This is a genomic window from Streptomyces sp. UC4497 (genome assembly GCF_054871485.1).
Map to the genome: position 1 here is coordinate 311,352 of NZ_JBTYHB010000004.1, position 16,764 is coordinate 328,115.

16 protein-coding genes are annotated in these 16,764 nt (G+C 70.9%); 7 read left to right on the forward strand and 9 right to left on the reverse strand.

The annotated features are described in order from the left end of the window. The first annotated feature begins 78 nt into the window (after positions 1–78). A complete protein-coding gene (locus ACYSUO_RS08585; RefSeq protein WP_461775440.1) occupies positions 79–672 on the forward strand; it encodes a TetR/AcrR family transcriptional regulator in 594 nt (197 codons plus the stop codon). A gap of 22 nt (positions 673–694) precedes the next feature. Here the strand turns inward: ACYSUO_RS08585 and nhaC are convergent, their stop codons facing one another. From nhaC to ACYSUO_RS08600, 3 genes are all read right to left on the reverse strand, one after another. Then, a complete protein-coding gene (gene nhaC, locus ACYSUO_RS08590; RefSeq protein WP_461775441.1) occupies positions 695–2,185 on the reverse strand; it encodes a Na+/H+ antiporter NhaC in 1,491 nt (496 codons plus the stop codon). A 138-nt stretch (positions 2,186–2,323) separates the two neighbouring features. Beyond that, positions 2,324–3,478, reverse strand: coding sequence for a DmpA family aminopeptidase (locus tag ACYSUO_RS08595; RefSeq protein ID WP_461775442.1), 1,155 nt, complete (start codon positions 3,476–3,478; stop codon positions 2,324–2,326). After that, the gene (locus ACYSUO_RS08600) at positions 3,475–4,194 is read right to left on the reverse strand and encodes a GntR family transcriptional regulator (RefSeq protein WP_461775443.1); all 720 of its coding nucleotides are present in this window, start codon (positions 4,192–4,194) and stop codon (positions 3,475–3,477) included. Before ACYSUO_RS08600 ends, ACYSUO_RS08595 begins: the two co-directional genes overlap by 4 nt. A gap of 249 nt (positions 4,195–4,443) precedes the next feature. On the opposite strand from ACYSUO_RS08600, the gene ACYSUO_RS08605 reads away from it, so the two are divergent. After that, a complete protein-coding gene (locus ACYSUO_RS08605) occupies positions 4,444–5,472 on the forward strand; it encodes an asparaginase (RefSeq protein WP_461775444.1) in 1,029 nt (342 codons plus the stop codon). Here the strand turns inward: ACYSUO_RS08605 and ACYSUO_RS08610 are convergent. The 4 genes from ACYSUO_RS08610 to ACYSUO_RS08625 all read right to left on the reverse strand — a co-directional run bounded on the left by ACYSUO_RS08610 (position 5,457) and on the right by ACYSUO_RS08625 (position 7,710). Beyond that, entirely contained in the window at positions 5,457–5,648 is a 192-nt protein-coding gene (locus ACYSUO_RS08610) for a hypothetical protein (RefSeq protein WP_461775445.1), read from the reverse strand. The genes ACYSUO_RS08605 and ACYSUO_RS08610 overlap by 16 nt on opposite strands. Positions 5,649–5,886: 238 nt before the next feature. Further along, positions 5,887–6,057, reverse strand: a complete 171-nt coding sequence (locus tag ACYSUO_RS08615) for a hypothetical protein (protein WP_461775446.1) — start codon at positions 6,055–6,057, stop codon at positions 5,887–5,889. A gap of 83 nt (positions 6,058–6,140) precedes the next feature. Next, positions 6,141–7,475: an NAD-dependent succinate-semialdehyde dehydrogenase gene (locus tag ACYSUO_RS08620; protein WP_461775447.1), complete on the reverse strand. Its 1,335-nt coding sequence runs from the start codon at positions 7,473–7,475 to the stop codon at positions 6,141–6,143. Positions 7,476–7,584: 109 nt separating this feature from the next. After that, complete coding sequence (locus tag ACYSUO_RS08625; protein ID WP_461775448.1) at positions 7,585–7,710, reverse strand: hypothetical protein; 126 nt, start codon at positions 7,708–7,710, stop codon at positions 7,585–7,587. Positions 7,711–7,790: 80 nt separating this feature from the next. Here ACYSUO_RS08625 and ACYSUO_RS08630 point away from each other — a divergent pair, with 80 nt between their 5' ends. Beyond that, positions 7,791–9,008, forward strand: coding sequence for an alpha-hydroxy acid oxidase (locus ACYSUO_RS08630; RefSeq protein WP_461775449.1), 1,218 nt, complete (start codon positions 7,791–7,793; stop codon positions 9,006–9,008). Positions 9,009–9,086: 78 nt separating this feature from the next. On the opposite strand, the gene ACYSUO_RS08635 is transcribed toward ACYSUO_RS08630, so the two are convergent. Next, positions 9,087–10,631 carry an FMN-binding glutamate synthase family protein gene (locus ACYSUO_RS08635; protein WP_461775450.1) on the reverse strand — a complete coding sequence of 515 codons (1,545 nt, stop codon included), beginning with the start codon at positions 10,629–10,631 and terminating at the stop codon, positions 9,087–9,089. A 379-nt stretch (positions 10,632–11,010) separates the two neighbouring features. Here ACYSUO_RS08635 and ACYSUO_RS08640 point away from each other — a divergent pair, with 379 nt between their 5' ends. Beyond that, the gene (locus ACYSUO_RS08640) at positions 11,011–12,999 is read left to right on the forward strand and encodes a glycoside hydrolase family 3 protein (protein ID WP_461775451.1); all 1,989 of its coding nucleotides are present in this window, start codon (positions 11,011–11,013) and stop codon (positions 12,997–12,999) included. Between the two features lie 32 nt (positions 13,000–13,031). On the opposite strand, the gene ACYSUO_RS08645 is transcribed toward ACYSUO_RS08640, so the two are convergent. Further along, positions 13,032–13,700 (reverse strand): TetR/AcrR family transcriptional regulator, encoded by a 669-nt coding sequence (locus ACYSUO_RS08645; RefSeq protein WP_461775452.1) that lies wholly within the window; start codon positions 13,698–13,700, stop codon positions 13,032–13,034. 57 nt (positions 13,701–13,757) lie between these two features. Between ACYSUO_RS08645 and ACYSUO_RS08650 the strand changes: the two genes are divergently transcribed. From ACYSUO_RS08650 to ACYSUO_RS08660, 3 genes are all read left to right on the forward strand, one after another. Next, positions 13,758–15,203, forward strand: coding sequence for an MFS transporter (locus ACYSUO_RS08650; protein WP_461775453.1), 1,446 nt, complete (start codon positions 13,758–13,760; stop codon positions 15,201–15,203). Further along, positions 15,200–15,589, forward strand: coding sequence for a cupin (locus ACYSUO_RS08655; RefSeq protein WP_461775454.1), 390 nt, complete (start codon positions 15,200–15,202; stop codon positions 15,587–15,589). The genes ACYSUO_RS08650 and ACYSUO_RS08655 overlap by 4 nt, the downstream gene beginning before the upstream one ends. Positions 15,590–15,682: 93 nt before the next feature. Further along, on the forward strand, positions 15,683–16,720 hold the full coding sequence (locus ACYSUO_RS08660) for an NAD(P)/FAD-dependent oxidoreductase (RefSeq protein ID WP_461775455.1): 1,038 nt from the start codon (positions 15,683–15,685) through the stop codon (positions 16,718–16,720). Positions 16,721–16,764 lie beyond the last annotated feature (44 nt).

Sequence of the window (16,764 nt, forward strand, 5' to 3'; positions counted from 1 at the left end):
TTAGTTCAAGATAGGATGGGCAGCGCCACAACGGCTGAAGTGCCACAACGGCAGGTCCGAGAACGAGGTGCATGCGTGATGGCCGGGAAGAAGCAGTTCGACGTGGGCACCGTGCTCGACGCGGCGATGGTCCAGTTCTGGCGGGCCGGACACGCCGACACGTCGGTCGACGACCTCTCCAGGACGACCGGACTGAACCGCAGCTCCCTCTACTCCTCCTTCGGCGACAAGGACGCGCTCTACCTGCGCTGCCTGGACCGCTACGCCGCGCGGTACGGAGACAGGTACGACCAGGCGCTGTCCCGTGCGTCCGAGGAACCGCTCCAGGCGGTACGGGCGTTCTTCGAGGTCACCCTGGAGCGCATCGCCGACCCCGACGTACCCGACGGATGTCTGATCGCCCAGACCGCGATGGCGTCACCGGTGCTCAGCCCCGCCATCGCCGCACGGGCGACCGAGGCGCTGGGCCTTCAGCGTGCGCGACTGCGGACCGCGTTGGGCGATGCGGGGCTGACCGAGGGGGAGGCCGAGGACTTCGCGGTGCACCTCGCGGCGGTGAACCTGTCCCTGGCCGTGACGAGCCGGGCCGGGGCGAGCCAGGAGGAGCTCCGTACGGTCGTCGACATCAGCGTGAGCGCGCTGTCGCACGCCTTGAGCGCCCGGAGCCGGTGAACCCGCCGCGAGGAGGTGGACGTCAGGAGACGGGCGCGGAGGCGGCCGACTCCGTGGACGTGGACCGGGAAGCCGGACCCGTGGTGCTGCGGGCGATGCCGATGCCGGTGTAGCCGCAGATCACCGCGAACACCGCGCCCAGGTAGCAGAGGAAGGCGTAGGGCGCGTACGAGATCGTCGCCACGCCCAGCGTCGTCGACATGTACATCGCGGCCTCGCTCCAGGGGATCAGCGGCACCATCACCGTGCCGGAGTCCTCCAGGGTGCGGGAGAGGTTCTTGGGGGCCAGGCCCTTGTCGGCGTAGACCTGCTTGAAGCCCTCGCCGGGGATGAGGATCGTCAGGTACGAGGTGCCGGTGGCCAGCGCGACGCCGATCGACGACCCCACCGTCGCCAGGATGATGCCTCCGGTACGCCGGACGCGGTGCAGCAGGCGCGTGATCAGGACGTCCATGAAGCCGGCCTCGGTGATGATGCCGGCGAACGCGAAGCCCGCGAGGCCGATGAGGACGACGCTCGTCATGGAGGAGAGTCCGCCGCGGTCGAGGAGGGTCCGGGCCGTCTCCGGGATGGCCTGTGCGTCCCAACCGTGCGCGGCGAGCATGTCGGAGTTGAAGCCCTCGGACGCGGCGGTGCTCAGTTCGGACAGGGAGAAGCCCTGCACCACGCCGCCCAGGACCGCGGCCACCACCGACGACAGAATGATCGTCGGCAGCGGCGGCTTGCGCAGCACGGCCCCCACCAGGACCACGAGAGGCGGCAGCAGGAGCAGCGGGCTGAAGGTGAACGCCTTGCCCAGGAAACCGAGCAACTCCTCCGTCTGCTTGCCCGCGCCCTGCGAGGAGCCCGTGTCCATGCCCAGGCCGAGGAAGAAGTAGGCGATCAGCGACACGACCGCAGCGGGCACCGTGGTGTACAGGAGGTGGCGGATGTGCTCGAAGAGGTTGGCGCCCGCGACGACCGGGGCGAGGTTGGTCGTGTCCGACAGCGGTGACATCTTGTCGCCGAAGTAGGCGCCCGCGACGATCGCCCCGGCCGTCATGGGCAGCGAGGCGCCGAGGCCGCCCGCGACGCTGATGAGCGCGACGCCGACCGTGCCGACCGAGCCCCACGACGTTCCCGTGAGCGTGGAGACGACCACGGTGACCAGGAACGACACGGGGAGGATCCAGTGGGGTTCGATCACCTGGAGCCCGTAGTCCACGACCATGGGGATCGTTCCGCTGATCATCCAGGTGCCGGTGAGCATGCCGATCGAGATCAGGATCAACAGCGCGGGCATGGTCGAGTCGATCTTGCGGCGGATGCCGATGAGCATCTGCTCCCAGCTCAGACCGAACCACAGCGCGTACACCCCGGCGAAGCTCGAGGCGACGATGAGCAGGATCACGGGATCGAGGCCGAGCCAGACCGTGCCGACCACCAGCAGCGCGATCATCACGGCGATCGGCGCGAGGGCCTGGAGGAAGGTGGGGGTCCGGCGCGGCGCCGCGACCGGCGCGGTTTCGGGCATGGTTCGCTCTTTCCGGGGTGGTTGAGGGCAGGTCGGGAGTGGTTGAGGGCAGGCCGGGCCGGGCCGCCGGGCATGCCGGGCGGCCGGAGACCTGCTCCGATGTCTGGGGCTGTGGGGTGTGTTCGGGGTGCGGAGCTCTTACGGGGTGGGCTCCGGCGGCGCGCCCCGGTGGACCAACAGCTCGGGATTGCCGAGCAGTTGGGCCACGCGGTCCGTGGGCAGCGCGGGTGCGTGGTGTCCTCGGATGCCGGTCACCGGGTGCGCGGCGAACAGGGAGCAGAGGACGGCTTCCTCCGTCGCCTCGGCGACGGCCCGGAACATGAGGTCCATCAGGGGGCCGTCCTCCGCCAGGGCCGAGGTGGTGCGGACGGGCCCGGAGGGTACGTGGGGTGTGCGGTTCGTCGTGGACCAGGCCAGGGCGTACTCGCCGCTGCCGTGCTGGATGATGCCTCCGGTGCGGGCCAGACCGACCGAGGCGCGCTTGGCGATGCGCCGCAGCTGGCGGGCGTCCGCCGGGGCGTCCGTGGCGACGAGGACGACACAGGAGCCGGCGCCGCGGGCGAACTCGGCCTGCTCCTCGGCCTGTTGAGGTGTGAGGTGGCGGCCGACCGGCGCGCCGAGCACCGTCAGATCCGCCGCACGGCCGAAGTTGGCGAGGACGAGGACGCCCACGGTGAAGCGGCTGCCATTACCGCCATCGCCGCCGTCACCGGTGTCCACGAGCCGCGAACTCGAACCGATGCCGGCCTTCCACCCGAAGGACACCATTCCGGTGCCCGCCCCCACGGCCCCTTCCGCCACCGGCCCTTCGGACGCCGAGGCCAGCGCGTCGAGGACATGACGCGGGCGTACGAGAAGCCCGCGGATGTCGTTGAGCCAACCGTCGTTGCACTCCAGGACCACAGGGTTGACGGTGCCCGTGGAGACGCCGATCTCCGGGTGCTCGCGCAGCGCGTGCCGGGTCAGGCCCTCGAAGGCGGCCCCGACGCCGAGCGTGTTCGTCAGCGCCAACGGTGTTTCCAGGACGCCGAGTTCGACGACTTGACTGAGTCCGGCGGCCTTGCCGAACCCGTTGACGACGTCCAGGCCGGCAGCCGGCTTGTGGCGGAACACCGAGCCGGGGGCGGGGACGACGACGGTCACGCCCGTCCGCGCCGGCTGCGCCTCGTCGTCGTGGTGAAGGGTGAGGTGTCCCACGCGGACACCTCGTACGTCGGTCAGGGAGTTCGAGGGGCCGGGCAGCAGCGTGCCCGGGACGATCCCCAGGGCGCGAGGGCTTGGCCGGGGTGTCACGTCGCCTCCGCTCGGCCCGCGCGGCGGCGCGCGGGCGTGGCCCCCTCGCCGCGGTCCGCGTGCGGCGTGTCCGACTGGAGGGAGTGCAGCAACTCGGTCTCCACCAGGGAGAGATGGGCCTCCATCAGGCTCGCGGCGAGCTCGGCGTCGCCGTCCGCGACCGCCTCGGCCATCGCCTCGTGGTCGGACAGCGAGGCCTCCGTGTGGGCGGGCCGCGACACGAGCCCGCTGCGCAGCACGATCACCTGCTGCTGAACCAGCCACACCTGCTCGGCGATACGGGGGCTGTGCGCAGCCTCCATCAGCAGACGGTGGAAGTCGAGGTCGAGGTTGTACGGGAGTTTGCGTCCCGTCTCGCGCGCCGTGCGGGAGCGTACGCACACCTTGCGCAGGCGGGCCACCTCCTTGGGCTGCCTGCGGAGCGCGGCCAGGCGTGCCGCCCGGCATTCGAGCGCCGAGCGCAGCTCGAAGAGGGCCGCCACGTCCTCGGGGCCCGCCGTCAGGACGGCGGCTCCCTTGTTGGGCACGTGCACCAGCAGCCCGTCGCTCACCAGCTGGCCGATGGCCTCGCGCAGCGGACTGCGGCTGATGCCGAGATCGCGGGCGATCTCCACCTCGTTCAGGCGGGAGCCGGACGGCAGCACACCGGTGAGGATCTGCTCGCGCAGCATCTCGACCACCTGTCCCGCCAGACGACGGTGGATCAGTCCGGTCACGGGAACCTCCGAAGGACAAAGAGCGGGCGGTGCCGGCAACGGATGGCGTTGATCTGCCGAAACACGCTGCCGAAGTGTCGACAGACGTCAGTGGACAGCCGTCCCGAACCCCCTGTCAAGGCCTCTCGGTAACCGTCTTTCATGGCGGACAACTGTCGACACTTGCTGCTGAAACTGATAACTGTCGACACTTGAAGACCTGTGAGGCCCCCGTCCGGGGCCCGCACCACCGACCGTCGAAGGACACTCATGACTGCCGCAGCCCCCAGCACGTCCACGCCCGAGTCACCGGTTTCGCGGCCGGAGTGGCCCGTGCTCGCCGAGGTGTGGCGCGGTGACTTCCTCGAGTCCGTGCACCATGGCTCCGTCGTCGTGCTCGACGCGGACGGCGCCGCCGTACTCGCGGCCGGCCCCGTCGACAGCCCCATGTACCCGCGGTCGTCCAACAAGCCGCTCCAGGCCGTCGGCATGCTCCGCGCGGGTCTCGACCTCGACGGCGAACTCCTCGCCCTCGCCTGCGCCAGCCACTCGGGCGAGGCCTTCCACCTCGACGGGGTGCGCCGGATCCTCGCGGGAGCGGGACTGACCGAGGACGCCCTGCGGTGCACCGCGGCGCTGCCCATCGGCGCCGACGCGCAGCCCGCGCACCTCGCCGCCGGGCTCGGCCCCAGCCGGATCACGATGAACTGCTCGGGCAAGCACGCGGCGATGCTCGCCACCTGCGTGGCGGCGGGGTGGACCGTCGAGGACTACCTCGACCCCGGGCACCCCCTGCAACTCGCCCTGCGCGACGCCCTGGAGGACCTCGCGGGGGAGAAGTCGACCGCGGTCGGCGTCGACGGCTGCGGCGCCCCGCTGTTCGCGCTCACCCTCACCGGCCTGGCGCGCGCCTTCGCGAAGATGGCCACCGCGGCCGACGGCACCCACGAGAAGCGGGTGGCGACGGCGATGAACACCCACCCCGAGTACGTGGGCGGCACCGGCCGCGACGTCACCACCCTCATGCGGGCGCTCCCCGGCGTCGTCGCCAAGGACGGGGCGGAGGGCGTCTACGCGCTCGCCCGCCCGGACGGCTCCGCCGTCGCCCTCAAGATCGCGGACGGCGGACAGCGGCCCCGCCCCGTGGTGATGACCGCCGCGCTGCGCCACCTCGGAGTCGACGTCGACTCCGATCCCCGACTGGCGGCGCTGACCGAGGCACCCGTCCTCGGACACGGCGAACCCGTCGGGGCGGTCCGTCCGTCGGCGCTGCTCGGGACCGCTCAGCCCCTTTCGTAACGGGAATCCGGTGGCACGGAGGACGCCACCTGTGTCTGCCAGTCGGCCCGCGCGCCGATGGCCGTGCGCCAGCGGCGCAGTTCCTTGGGCGGCATGCCGACGGCCAGGACCCCGGTCAGGGTCGTACCGCTGCGGTAGGCGACGAGGAAGCGGCCCTCCGACAGGGCCCCTTCCACGACGCGCGCCTCGTCGTGCCCCCGGAGGTGGCCGTACGCGTGCTCGTGCCGAACAGCGGGTTGTGCCGGCGGGCGACGTCCCCGGCCGCGTACACGCCGGGGGCGGCGTGCTCACGGTGCACCTGCGCCAGGTGGGCGCCCACGTCGTGGCCGACGGCGTGGGCGAGGGGGAGCGGGGCGGGCTCGACGAGGGGGACCCGCGCGCCCAACGCCCTTGCCGATGAGGCGACTTCGGCTCCTAGATGCTGGGCGCGGAGATGCCGACTGCGCGAGCCACCGCCCGCAGCGACAGATCCCCTTCTCTGCCCGACTCCATCAGCATCCGTGCCGCGGTCCTCAGGATCTCGTCCTTGAGCGCCGCCCCCTCGCCCCACTGGCTCGGCTCACGCCGCTTGAACCCCTCGCTCACCCCACGCCCCCTCCACCACCGGTGGCGTCGACCGGACGGATCCCGTCGACGCCACCGTCGTCTGCCTGGCTGTGCGCTGAGGCTTACGCGACCGTGCGGATGAGCTTCTTGTTCACGAACTCCTCGATGCCCGGACGGCCCAGCTCACGGCCGAATCCGGAGCGCTTGACGCCACCGAAGGAGAGCTCCGCGCCCTCGGCACCGACACCGTTGATGAAGACCATGCCGGCCTCGATACGGTCCGCGACCCGCTGGGCCTGGTCGGCGTCGGTGGTGAAGACGTACGAACCGAGGCCGTACGGGGTGTCGTTGGCGATCCGCAGGGCGTCGTCCTCGTCGGCGGCCTTGAAGACCATGGCGACGGGGCCGAACAGTTCCTGGCGGGCCGTCGCGTGCTCGGTGGTCAGGCCCGTGAGGACGCCGGCCGGGTAGTGGGCGCCGTCGCGCTTGCCCTCGGTGTGCAGCGTGGCGCCCTCGGCGACGGCCGCCGCGACCTGGCGCTCCAGGTTGTCGGCCGCGGCCACGGAGGACAGCGGGGCGCCGGACTGGCGCGCGAGGAGCTGGGCGGCGAACTTCTCCACGAACGCGTCGTACAGGTCGGAGACGACGACGAAGCGCTTGGCGGCGTTGCAGGCCTGACCGGTGTTGTCGAGGCGGGCGGCGACCGCGGACTCCACGACCGCGTCGAGGTCGTCGGCGGACAGCACGACGAACGGGTCGGAGCCGCCCAGCTCGAGGACGACCTTCTTCAGGTTCCGCCCGGCGATCTCGGCGACCGCGGCGCCGGCCCGCTCCGAACCGGTGAGCGAGACACCCTGCACGCGCGGGTCGGCGATGACATCGGCGATCTGCTCGTTGGTGGCGTAGACGTTGACGTACGCGCCGGCCGGGAAGCCCGCCTCGCCGCACAGCTTCTCCAGGAGCGCCGCCGTGGCGGGACACTGCGGGGCGTGCTTGAGGACGATGGTGTTGCCGATGGCGAGGTTCGGGGCGGCGAACCGGGCGACCTGGTAGGCGGGGAAGTTCCACGGCATGATGCCGAGAAGCACGCCGACCGGGCTGCGGCGGACGACCGCGCGACCGGGACCGGAGGTCACGTTCACCGCCTCGTCGGCGAGGTACTCCTCGGCGTGGTCGGCGTAGTAGTGGTAGATGTCCACACAGAAGTCGACCTCACCCTCCGCCTCGTCGCGCGGCTTGCCCATCTCCCGCACGATGCTGTCCGCCAGCTCGGTGCGGTGCTCGGCGTGCAGATCGCCGAGGCGACGCAGCAGCGCGGCACGCTCGGCCACGGTGCTGGTGCGCCCCCACGCGGTGGCCTGGTGCGCGGCGTCGACGGCCGCGGCCACCTCGGCGTCGGTGGCGGTGGGGTAGGTCTCGACGAGCTCGCCGGTGGCCGGGTCGGTGACTGCGTACATCGGATCTCCAGAAGAGTGCGAGGGGGCAGGGAACCAGGGCCTGTCGCTCGGACCAGGTCCTGGGTCGGCACGCGGTCCTCACATGCCGCGAGGCCGACTGGTGAGAACCCTACGGCTCCGCGGCGGTGTGCACCCCAGCGGGCGACTCCAGGTCAAGCATCACGGCCGCCGCCACGGCCGCCACCGTGCCGTCCGGCAGGGGCCACGGATCGTGGCCCTGTAATTTGCCGTCCACGGGCGCATCGTCCACGGCGCATCGTCCGACGCCACGACCGCCCGCAGGACCGCATTCGTCACGCACCGCAGGAGGACCCCATGAAACACCGGCTGCCACAGATCTCCGAGCTGCGCCCCCTGCTGAAGTTCGACGGGTTCAACCCCGACAGGCGTGCCGCCCGGCTCGGGAGGGCCGCCGACGTGTGGGACCTGCGCGCGATAGCCAGGCGACGTACACCCCGCCCCGCGTTCGACTACGTGGACGGCGCCGCGCAGCGGGAGTTGACGGTGCGTCGGGCGCGCAGGGCGTTTGACGACGTCGTGCTTCTGCCGCGCATCCTGCACGGGACCGAGAAGGTGGATCTGAGCACACGGATCGCGGGCGCGTCGTCCGAGTTGCCGTTCGGGATCGCACCCACCGGGTTCACGCGCTTCATGCACGCCGAGGGTGAGGACGCCGGAGCCGTCGCGGCCGCCAAGGCCGGCATCCCGTTCTCCCTGTCGACCATGGGCACCCGCTCCCTCGAACACGTCGCCGCTACGGCGCCGGACGGGCGCCGCTGGTTCCAGCTGTACCTCTGGAAGGACCGGCAGAAGTCGCTCGACCTCCTCCAGCGGGCCACGGCGAGCGGCTTCGACACACTGCTTGTCACCGTGGACACCCCGGTGGCGGGGCAGCGGCTGCGCGACGCCCGCAACGGCATGGTGATCCCGCCGAGGCTCACCCTCAAGACCGTGCTCGACGCGTCGTACCGGCCCGAGTGGTGGTTCAACTTCCTCACCACCGACCCGCTCAGCTTCGCCTCGCTGTCCGGTACGAGCCAGGACCTGCCGACGCTCATCAACTCGATGTTCGACCCGACCCTGTCGATCGAGGACCTGGAGTGGATCCGGTCCCAGTGGCCGGGGAAGCTGTTCGTCAAGGGCGTCCTCACGGCCGAGGACACGCGCCGCTCGCTCGATGCGGGCGCCGACGGCCTCGTCGTGTCCAACCACGGCGGACGCCAACTCGACCGCGCACCCGTCTCGTTCCACGCCCTGCCCGAGGTGCGGGCCGAGGCCGGCGACGACGTGGAGATCATCCTCGACTCCGGCATCATGTCCGGCGCCGACATCGTCGCCGCCCTCTGCGCCGGCGCCGACTTCACCCTCATCGGACGCGCGTACCTGTACGGGCTGATGGCCGGCGGCCGCGAAGGTGTGTCACGAGCCGTCGAACTGCTCGCCAGGGAGATCGAGGTGACCATGCAGCTCATCGGGGCCGCGACGATCGCCGACCTCGGACCGCACCTGCTGCGCACGCGGCACACGGGCTGACGCTGGGCGCGCCGACGGTGACAGGGACGGGTGAACGTCGCCGGTCACCGTCGGGCGGGGCACTATCCGACAGCCGGCTCAGACGCCCGGCTTGGGCTCCGGCTCCGGCTGCGTGGTGAGGAGTTCGGTGATCTCCTGGGCGAGGTCCGTGCCGAGTTCACCCCAGCCGGCCTTGTAGCCGTAGACGCTCGCCAGCGTACGGGCGTCGTAGTCGCCGTTCATGATGTCGATGTCATCGGGCGTGATGAGCGACGGGTGGGCGACGCCGACCGCGCCCGACACCTTCAGCAACTCCTTGCGCAGGGTGCGCAGATACATGGCGGCGCGGGTGGCCTTCGAGGGTGCGTCGAGGCCGCGCACCAGCCACGGGTCCTGGGTGGCGATGCCGGTGGGGCACTTGTCGGTGTGGCACTTCTGCGCCTGGATGCACCCTATGGACAACATCGCCTCGCGGGCCACGTTGATCATGTCGACGCCCAGGGCGAAGGCGACCGCGGCGTTCTCGGGCAGGCCGAGCTTGCCGGAGCCGATGAAGGTGAGCCGGTCGGTCAGGCCGCGCTCGGCGAACGCGCTGTAGACGCGCGAGAAGCCCATCCGGAACGGCAGCGACACCGAGTCGCTGAAGATCAGGGGAGCGGCGCCGGTGCCACCCTCCCCGCCGTCGATGGTCACGAAGTCGACGCCGCGGTCACCGCGCGCCATCAGGGTGGCGAGCTCCTCCCAGAAGCTCATCTCGCCGACGGCGCTCTTGATGCCGACCGGGAGCCCGGTCTCGGTGGCGAGCAGCTCCACGAAGTCCAGCAGCGAGTCCACGTCGTGGAACGCGGTGTGCCGCGAGGGCGAGGCGCAGTCCTTGCCGGCGGGGATGCCGCGCACCTCGGCGATCTCGGGGGTCACCTTCGCGCCCGGCAGCAACCCGCCGAGCCCCGGCTTGGCACCCTGCGAGAGCTTGATCTCCAGCGCCTTGACGGGCGCGCTGTCGACGACGGCCTTGAGCTTGTCGAGGTTGAACGTGCCGTCCTCGTTGCGGCAGCCGAAGTACGACGTGCCGATCTGGAGGATCAGGTCACCGCCGCTGCGGTGGTACGAGGAGAGGCCGCCCTCGCCGGTGTTGTGCATCGTGCCGGCCAGCGCCGCACCCTTGTTGAGCGCCGTGATCGCCGCGCCGGACAGCGAACCGAAGCTCATCGCCGAGATGTTCACGACGCTCGCGGGCCGGAACGCCTTGGCGCGCCCGCGCGGCCCTCCGAGCACCTTGGCCGAGGGCAGCGGGGCCTGCGGGTCGTGCAGGTCGGGGAGCGAACCGGCGAACGTGCGCTGCTTGACGTACGCGTGGCCCTGCACGTGCTCGACGTCGTTGTCGGTGCCGAACCCGAAGTAGTTGTTCTCTTCTTTCGCCGACGCGTAGATCCAGCTGCGTTGGTCGCGGCTGAAGGGGCGCTCCTCGTCGTTGGACGTCACGACGTACTGGCGCAGCTCAGGGCCGATCGTCTCCAGCAGGTACCGGGCGTGCCCGATCACGGGGAAGTTCCGCAGCAGTGCGTGCTTCTTCTGCACGAGGTCGCGGGCAGCGACCACCGCCAACGCGGTGGCGGCCGCCGCACCGATGTTCCGAGCACGCATGACGTTCCTCTCCTCGACTGCTCGATACCCGACGTCACCGCTGGGCGGCGGACGACGTGGGCGCCCGGCGTCGAACTCGGCCGGGCAGGCTCGGGCGTTCGACGGCGAAGCGCCACCTGATCGTAGAGGCCGTGGGTCGGGGAGGGCGTGGCCGGGGGCGGGTGGGCACTACCTCCCGCCAACAGCCAGGGGACGCAGAGGACTTCGCTTGTCACAGCTCTTGTATTACTTGAACCTGCAACCTACTTTGAAGGCGCTCCGGTGATCTATCGCTTCACAGCATGAAGACGTGGCCCTCCGCTGCCGTCGCCCGTCAGGCGGCGAATCGGCTGTAGGGGGCCTTGCACACGCTCAAGTGGACCTCGATGGAGAGGAACGCATGCGTTCACGCAATCACCCCACGGGTGGCCGGCGAAGACTGGCCCTCGGGGCCGCCGTCACCACGGTCGCCGCCCTCGTCGCCCAGCCGGGCATGCTCACCGCCCCGGCCGGCGCCCACGGGAAACCGTCCGCCGCGCCCCACCTGGGATCACGCGACGTACCGATCCTGGCCAAGGAAGGCATCCGCTTCCGCGACCTGAACCGCGACGGCCGCCTCACGCCCTACGAGGACTGGCGCCTGAGCGCCACCGCACGGGCCCGCGACCTGCTGTCCCGGATGACCCTGGAGGAGAAGGCGGGCCTCCTCGTCCACGGCAACCTCCCCACATCGGGCGACGGCTACGACCCGGCCGCGACGGCCCAACTGGTCGGCGAACGCCACGTCACCACCGCCATCACCCGCCTGTCGAAGTCGCCGGAGAAGGTCGCCGCGGCCAACAACAGCGTGCAGGCGATCGCCGAGAAGCAACGCCTCGGCATCCCCGCCGTGATCTCCACCGACCCGCGCAACGGGTTCTCCGTGGTCGAGGGCCAGACCGTCGCCGGCGCGGGCACGACGGCCATGCCCGACGCCATCGGCATCGCCGCCGCCCACAACACGCGCCTCACCGAGCGGCTCGGTGACATCGTCCGCCGCGAGTACCGGGCCGTGGGCATCACCGAAGGCCTGTCGCCGCAGGCCGACATCGCGACCGAGCCCCGCTGGACCCGCATCGACGGCACCTTCGGCTCGGACCCGGAGACCGCGGGCCGCCAAGTGAACGCCTACGTCAAGGGAATGCAGCACGGCGCCGACGGCCTCGGCCCGGACAGCGCGGCCACCGTCACGAAACACTGGGTGGGCTACGGCGCCCAGGCGAACGGCTACGACAGCCACTACTACTACGGCCGCTACGCCACGTTCCCCGGCAAGAACTTCGCCGACCACATCACGCCGTTCAAGGGCGCGTTCGCCGCGCGCACCTCAGGCATCATGCCCACGTACTCGATCCTCAAGGACCTCACGTACAAGGGCCACAAACTGGACCAGGTGGGCGCGGGCTTCAACTCGTACCTCCTGAAGGACCTCCTCCGAGGCACCTACAAATTCGACGGCGTCATCGTCTCGGACTGGGGCATCACCGGCGACTGCCCGCAACAGTGCCTCGACAACAGGCCCCCGGCGTCCTTCATCGGACCGTGGGGCGTCGGCATGCCCTGGGGTGTCGAGAACCAGTCCATCCTCCGGCGCACGGCGCTCACCCTGAACGCGGGCGTCGACCAGATCGGCGGCAGCGACCAACCCTCGTACGTCGTCCAGGCCGTACGGCAGAAACTGGTCGGCGAGCAGCGGGTGAACGAAGCGGCCCGCCGCGTGCTGGAGCAGAAATTCCGCCTCGGCCTGTTCGAGAACCCGTACGTGGACGAGGAGGCGGCCGGACGCCTGGTCGGCAACGCCGCGTTCCAGGCGGTGGGCGACAAGGCCCAGTCCGACTCCCTCACCCTCCTCAAGAACAGCGACCGAACCCTGCCCGCGCGCGGCGACCAGGTCCGCACCGTGTACCTGCACGGCGTCTCCGCCGACGAGGCGAAGGCGCGCGGCCTGAAGGTGGTCGACGACCCGGCCGACGCCGACCTGGCGGTGGTCCGCCTCGCGGACCCGAGGGCCGGATCCGACCTCACGGGCCTGGAGTTCCCCACCTCCGACCCCGCCTACCAGGCCCTGCGCAAGGCCGCATCCAGCGGCACCCCGACGGTCGCCGTCCCCAAACTGACCCGCCCCTTGATCCTGACCAACATCACCCGCACCGCCGACGCGGTCCTGGCCAACTTCGGCGTCTCCGACACCGTCCTGCTCGACACGCTCTTCGGCGACCGGACCCCGAACGGCCGACTCCCCTTCGAGCTGCCGTCCTCGATGAAGGAGGTGGAGGCGCAGCGGGGCGACGTTCCCGATGACACGGCGTATCCGCTGTACGAGCGGGGGTTCGGGCTCGGGTACCGGTGACGGGGCTCGCCGTATCGGCAGTCAGTCGTTCGTCAGGGGCTGACGACTAGGCCGTCCACCAGGGCTCTAAGTCCGTCCTTGTAAGTGTCTTTCGCGGTCAGGGGTGCCCAGCGCTCCGCGGCCTGTGCCAAGCGCGGCAGTTCGCCCGGGTCGAGTTCGGCGAAGACCTGTTCCCGGTAGGTCGTGCGGTCGTTGTCGGCGCGCCTCCGGGCCGCGGTTGTCCTGATCACGATTTCGCCCGCGGTGTAGTACCAGATCGCGCGGTAGCCGTGCACGGCCTGGTCGAGGGAGAGTCCGCACTCGACCAGGCCGTCGACGATCTGCTCGACGAACCACAGGGCCGACGTGGACATCAGGTCGTCGGCGGTCAGCACCTCCACGATCCAGGGGCATGCGGCGAGCGCCTCGTGGATCGCGGCGGCGGCGACAACGACCCGCTCGCGCGGGCGGGCGGGAAGTTCGGGGCGGGTCAGTGCCCGCGCCGCGTAGTCGTCCAGCAGCAGGACGAGCAGTTCTTCCTTGTCGCGCACGTGGTGGTAGAGCGCCATCGGCGTACTGCCGATCTCGGTGGCCAGCCGACGCATGGTCAGCTTGCGCACGCCTTCCTCGGTCACGATCCGGCGAGCTGTCCCGATGATCTCCTCGCGAGAGATACGGGGAGGTCGGCCCGGGGTTTTGCGCGGTGTTGACGGCTGCTGCATGCCCCCATCATCCCCCAGGAGTCGACAGGGGCGACCCTCGGCGCTACCTTTTCTTACATGTATAGAAACTCACGGGGGAGGCCTGGAGTGGTGCTGGCGGCAGCCGCCGTCGCCCAGTTCGTCGTCGCCCTGGACATGTCCGTGGTCAACGTCGCGTTACCCGCGATGCGCACCGCGCTGGGATTCGCGCCGCTCGACCTGTCCTGGGTCGTGCACGTGTACGCGCTCACGTTCGGCGGATTCCTGCTGCTCGGGGGACGCGCTTGCGATCTGTACGGCCAACGCCGGATGTTCACGCTGGGGTTGACCGTCTTCGGGCTGTGCTCGCTGGCGGGTGGGCTGGCTCAGGAACCCTGGCAACTGATCGTCGCCCGCGCGGGGCAGGGCGTCGGCGCCGCCGCAGCCGCGCCGGCTGCGTTGGCGATGCTCACCACCACCTTCACCGAAGGCCCCGGACGGGTACGCGCGCTCGGCGTGTGGAGCGCGGTGAACGCCGCGGGTGGCGCGCTGGGCGTGCTGGCGGGTGGGGTGTTGGCCGAGTACGCGGGTTGGCGATGGGTCATGCTGATCAATTTGCCTGTCGTCGCGGTAGCCCTTGCGCTGGTCGCCGTCGGCGTACCGGCCGACGCCCGTCTCCCGGGCCGCGAGAGGCTCGATGTCCTCGGTGCCGTCCTGGCTACGGGAGGTGTGGGACTGTTGGTGTTCACGGTCGTCCGCACCGGCACCCAAGGCTGGGGCTCACCTGTGACCTGGGCGATGCTCACCGTCGCGGCCGTCCTCCTCGCCGCCTTCGTCGTCACCGAGTCCAGGGTCTCCGCGCCCCTGCTGCGTCTCGGGCTGCTGCGCAGCCGCTGGGTGGCCGGTGCGAACGTGCTCGTGTTCCTGGCGGCGGCCGGGCAGTTCACGGCCTTCTACTTCGTATCCCTGTACCTGCAACAGGTGCTGGGCATGGGCGCCGCGGCGACCGGCACCGCATTTCTCCCCTTCTCCCTGGGGCTCGTCGCGGGGACCGTCGTCGCGACCCGCATCACCGCGGCACGCACTCCTCGTACGTCCCTGGTGCCGGGCGCCCTGCTGGCTTCCGCGGGCCTGGCCTGGTTCGCCTTCATCAGTCCGGACGGCGGCTTCCTCGCCGACGTGCTCGGCCCGTCTCTCGTCACCAGCGTCGGCGCCGGACTCGTCCTGGCCCCGGTCGCCGCGGCCGCGACCACCGGGGTCGCTCCGCGCGAGGCCGGCATGGCCTCCGGCCTCATGAACAGCTCCCGTCAACTCGGCGGCTGCATCGGCTTGGCAGCCCTGGCCACCGTCGCCGCGCAGCACACCGGCGCGGCCACCGGCCCCGCCGCGCTCAACGACGGCTATGCCCTGGGCCTGGCCCTGTCCGCTGCCATCTTCTTGCTGGCGGCGGTCGTGGCCATCGGTGTGCTGCCACGCCGCCACATCGTCGTACCACCTCCACAACCCACTGCCGCCGCACAGAAGTTGGAAGGAACCCCGTCATGACAACCACCAGCATCGACCTGTTCGCCTCGGCGTTGCGCTTCAGCGCCGACGGCGGCGTCCAAGCCGCCGAACGGCAGATGGCCGGCGGCGACTCCGACGCCTGGCAGGTCGCCACGTTCCACGTCGAGACCGACGCCGACGTCCACGCCGACCACTGGGAGATGCACCCGGAAGCCGAGGAAGCGGTGTGCTGCCTGACCGGGGGTGTCCGCCTGTACTTCCGTCCCGACGGGTCCGGCACCGAGGGCATGGTCCGGTTGCGGGCGGACACCGCCGCGGTCGTGCCCCGCGGCCGCTGGCGCCGCCTCGAACTGGACGCACCCAGCGACCTGATGTCGATCACCCTCCGCAAGGGCACCCGCCTCGAAAGGCGCACTGCGCCGTAAATCCTGTTGCGGCATGATTCACGACTGCCGGACTGTGTCTGTGCGGCCGCCGCTCCAGACCGGGCAGCCGCACGGGCTATCGCAAAGGACCTCATGGCAGCCGTTGTTGTGGTCGGTGCGGGAATCGTCGGGGCCTCGGTGGCCTACCACTTGGCGCGTCGGGCTGTTCCCGTCACCGTGCTCGAGCAAAGGGCGGAACCGGCCGCCGGGGTCACCGGGGACTCCTTCGCCTGGGCTGGTGGGGCGGGTGGTGACTGGCCCGGTGGAGCGCGAGAGCTGCGTGAGCACGTGCTGGCGGACTACCGACGGTTGGAGGGCGAACTGCCGGGTGTCACCGTCCGGCGTACCGGCTCGGTGCATTGGGGAGGCGGGCCGGATGAGGCGTCGCGGCTGGGGCCAGGGCGGTTCTGTATCGGGGCGAGTGACCTCGCTGCCCTGGAGCCGAACCTCCGGGGTCCCCCGGAGTGGGCCGTCCACGTTCCCAGCGACATCGGTGTCGACGCCCCGGCGTTGACCCGCGCCCTCCTCGCCGCGGCCACCGCCCACGGAGCAACCGTGCGTTACGAAACGGCCGTCAGCGCCCTGCAGTTGGCCGGTGAACGAGTCGTGGGCGTGCTGTCATCGGCCGGGGCGCAGGCCGCCGACACCGTCGTGGTCGCGGCTGGGATCGGCGTACCGAAGATCTGCGCGCCGTTGCCGGCCGACCTGCCCGTCGCCGCCTCCCCGGCCACCCTGGTGCGGATCAGCGCACCGCCCGGACTGGTCAGGACCATCGCGGTGAGCCCCGATTTCGAGGCCCGGGAGGTGTGTGACGGGGAGCTTCTGCTGGCGCTGTCGTACGTTCCCGGGCGAGCGGAACGCGAGCGGGCCGTGCGCGACGCGTTTCGGCATGTGCAGACGGCCTTCCGCGGCAGCGAACGGTGTCGATTGCTCGGCCACCGCACCGTCAGTCGTCCTATGCCCGCGCATGGCCCCCTCATCGGACACGTGACGCGGGACCGGTCCGCCTACGTCGCCGTCATGCACTCCGGTGTCACCCTGGCGCCCACCGTCGGGCGGCTCGTCGCGGACGAGATCGTGAACGGGGAAGGGGCGCCCGAGCTGCGTGGTTGTCGGCCGCGGATGAAGTGATGCTGTCGTGGCGTGCGAACGACCCACCTGGCGCCCGGCGGCGC

Excerpts from the sequence above, each read along its gene's own strand:
- ACYSUO_RS08585 (WP_461775440.1), top strand. The coding sequence starts at position 79 with ATGGCCGGGAAGAAGCAGTTCGACGTGGGCACCGTGCTCGACGCGGCG.
- nhaC (WP_461775441.1), bottom strand. The coding sequence starts at position 2,185 with ATGCCCGAAACCGCGCCGGTCGCGGCGCCGCGCCGGACCCCCACCTTC.
- ACYSUO_RS08605 (WP_461775444.1), top strand. The coding sequence starts at position 4,444 with ATGACTGCCGCAGCCCCCAGCACGTCCACGCCCGAGTCACCGGTTTCG.
- ACYSUO_RS08620 (WP_461775447.1), bottom strand. The coding sequence starts at position 7,475 with ATGTACGCAGTCACCGACCCGGCCACCGGCGAGCTCGTCGAGACCTAC.
- ACYSUO_RS08630 (WP_461775449.1), top strand. The coding sequence starts at position 7,791 with ATGAAACACCGGCTGCCACAGATCTCCGAGCTGCGCCCCCTGCTGAAG.
- ACYSUO_RS08635 (WP_461775450.1), bottom strand. The coding sequence starts at position 10,631 with ATGCGTGCTCGGAACATCGGTGCGGCGGCCGCCACCGCGTTGGCGGTG.
- ACYSUO_RS08640 (WP_461775451.1), top strand. The coding sequence starts at position 11,011 with ATGCGTTCACGCAATCACCCCACGGGTGGCCGGCGAAGACTGGCCCTC.
- ACYSUO_RS08645 (WP_461775452.1), bottom strand. The coding sequence starts at position 13,700 with ATGCAGCAGCCGTCAACACCGCGCAAAACCCCGGGCCGACCTCCCCGT.
- ACYSUO_RS08650 (WP_461775453.1), top strand. The coding sequence starts at position 13,758 with ATGTATAGAAACTCACGGGGGAGGCCTGGAGTGGTGCTGGCGGCAGCC.
- ACYSUO_RS08655 (WP_461775454.1), top strand. The coding sequence starts at position 15,200 with ATGACAACCACCAGCATCGACCTGTTCGCCTCGGCGTTGCGCTTCAGC.
- ACYSUO_RS08660 (WP_461775455.1), top strand. The coding sequence starts at position 15,683 with ATGGCAGCCGTTGTTGTGGTCGGTGCGGGAATCGTCGGGGCCTCGGTG.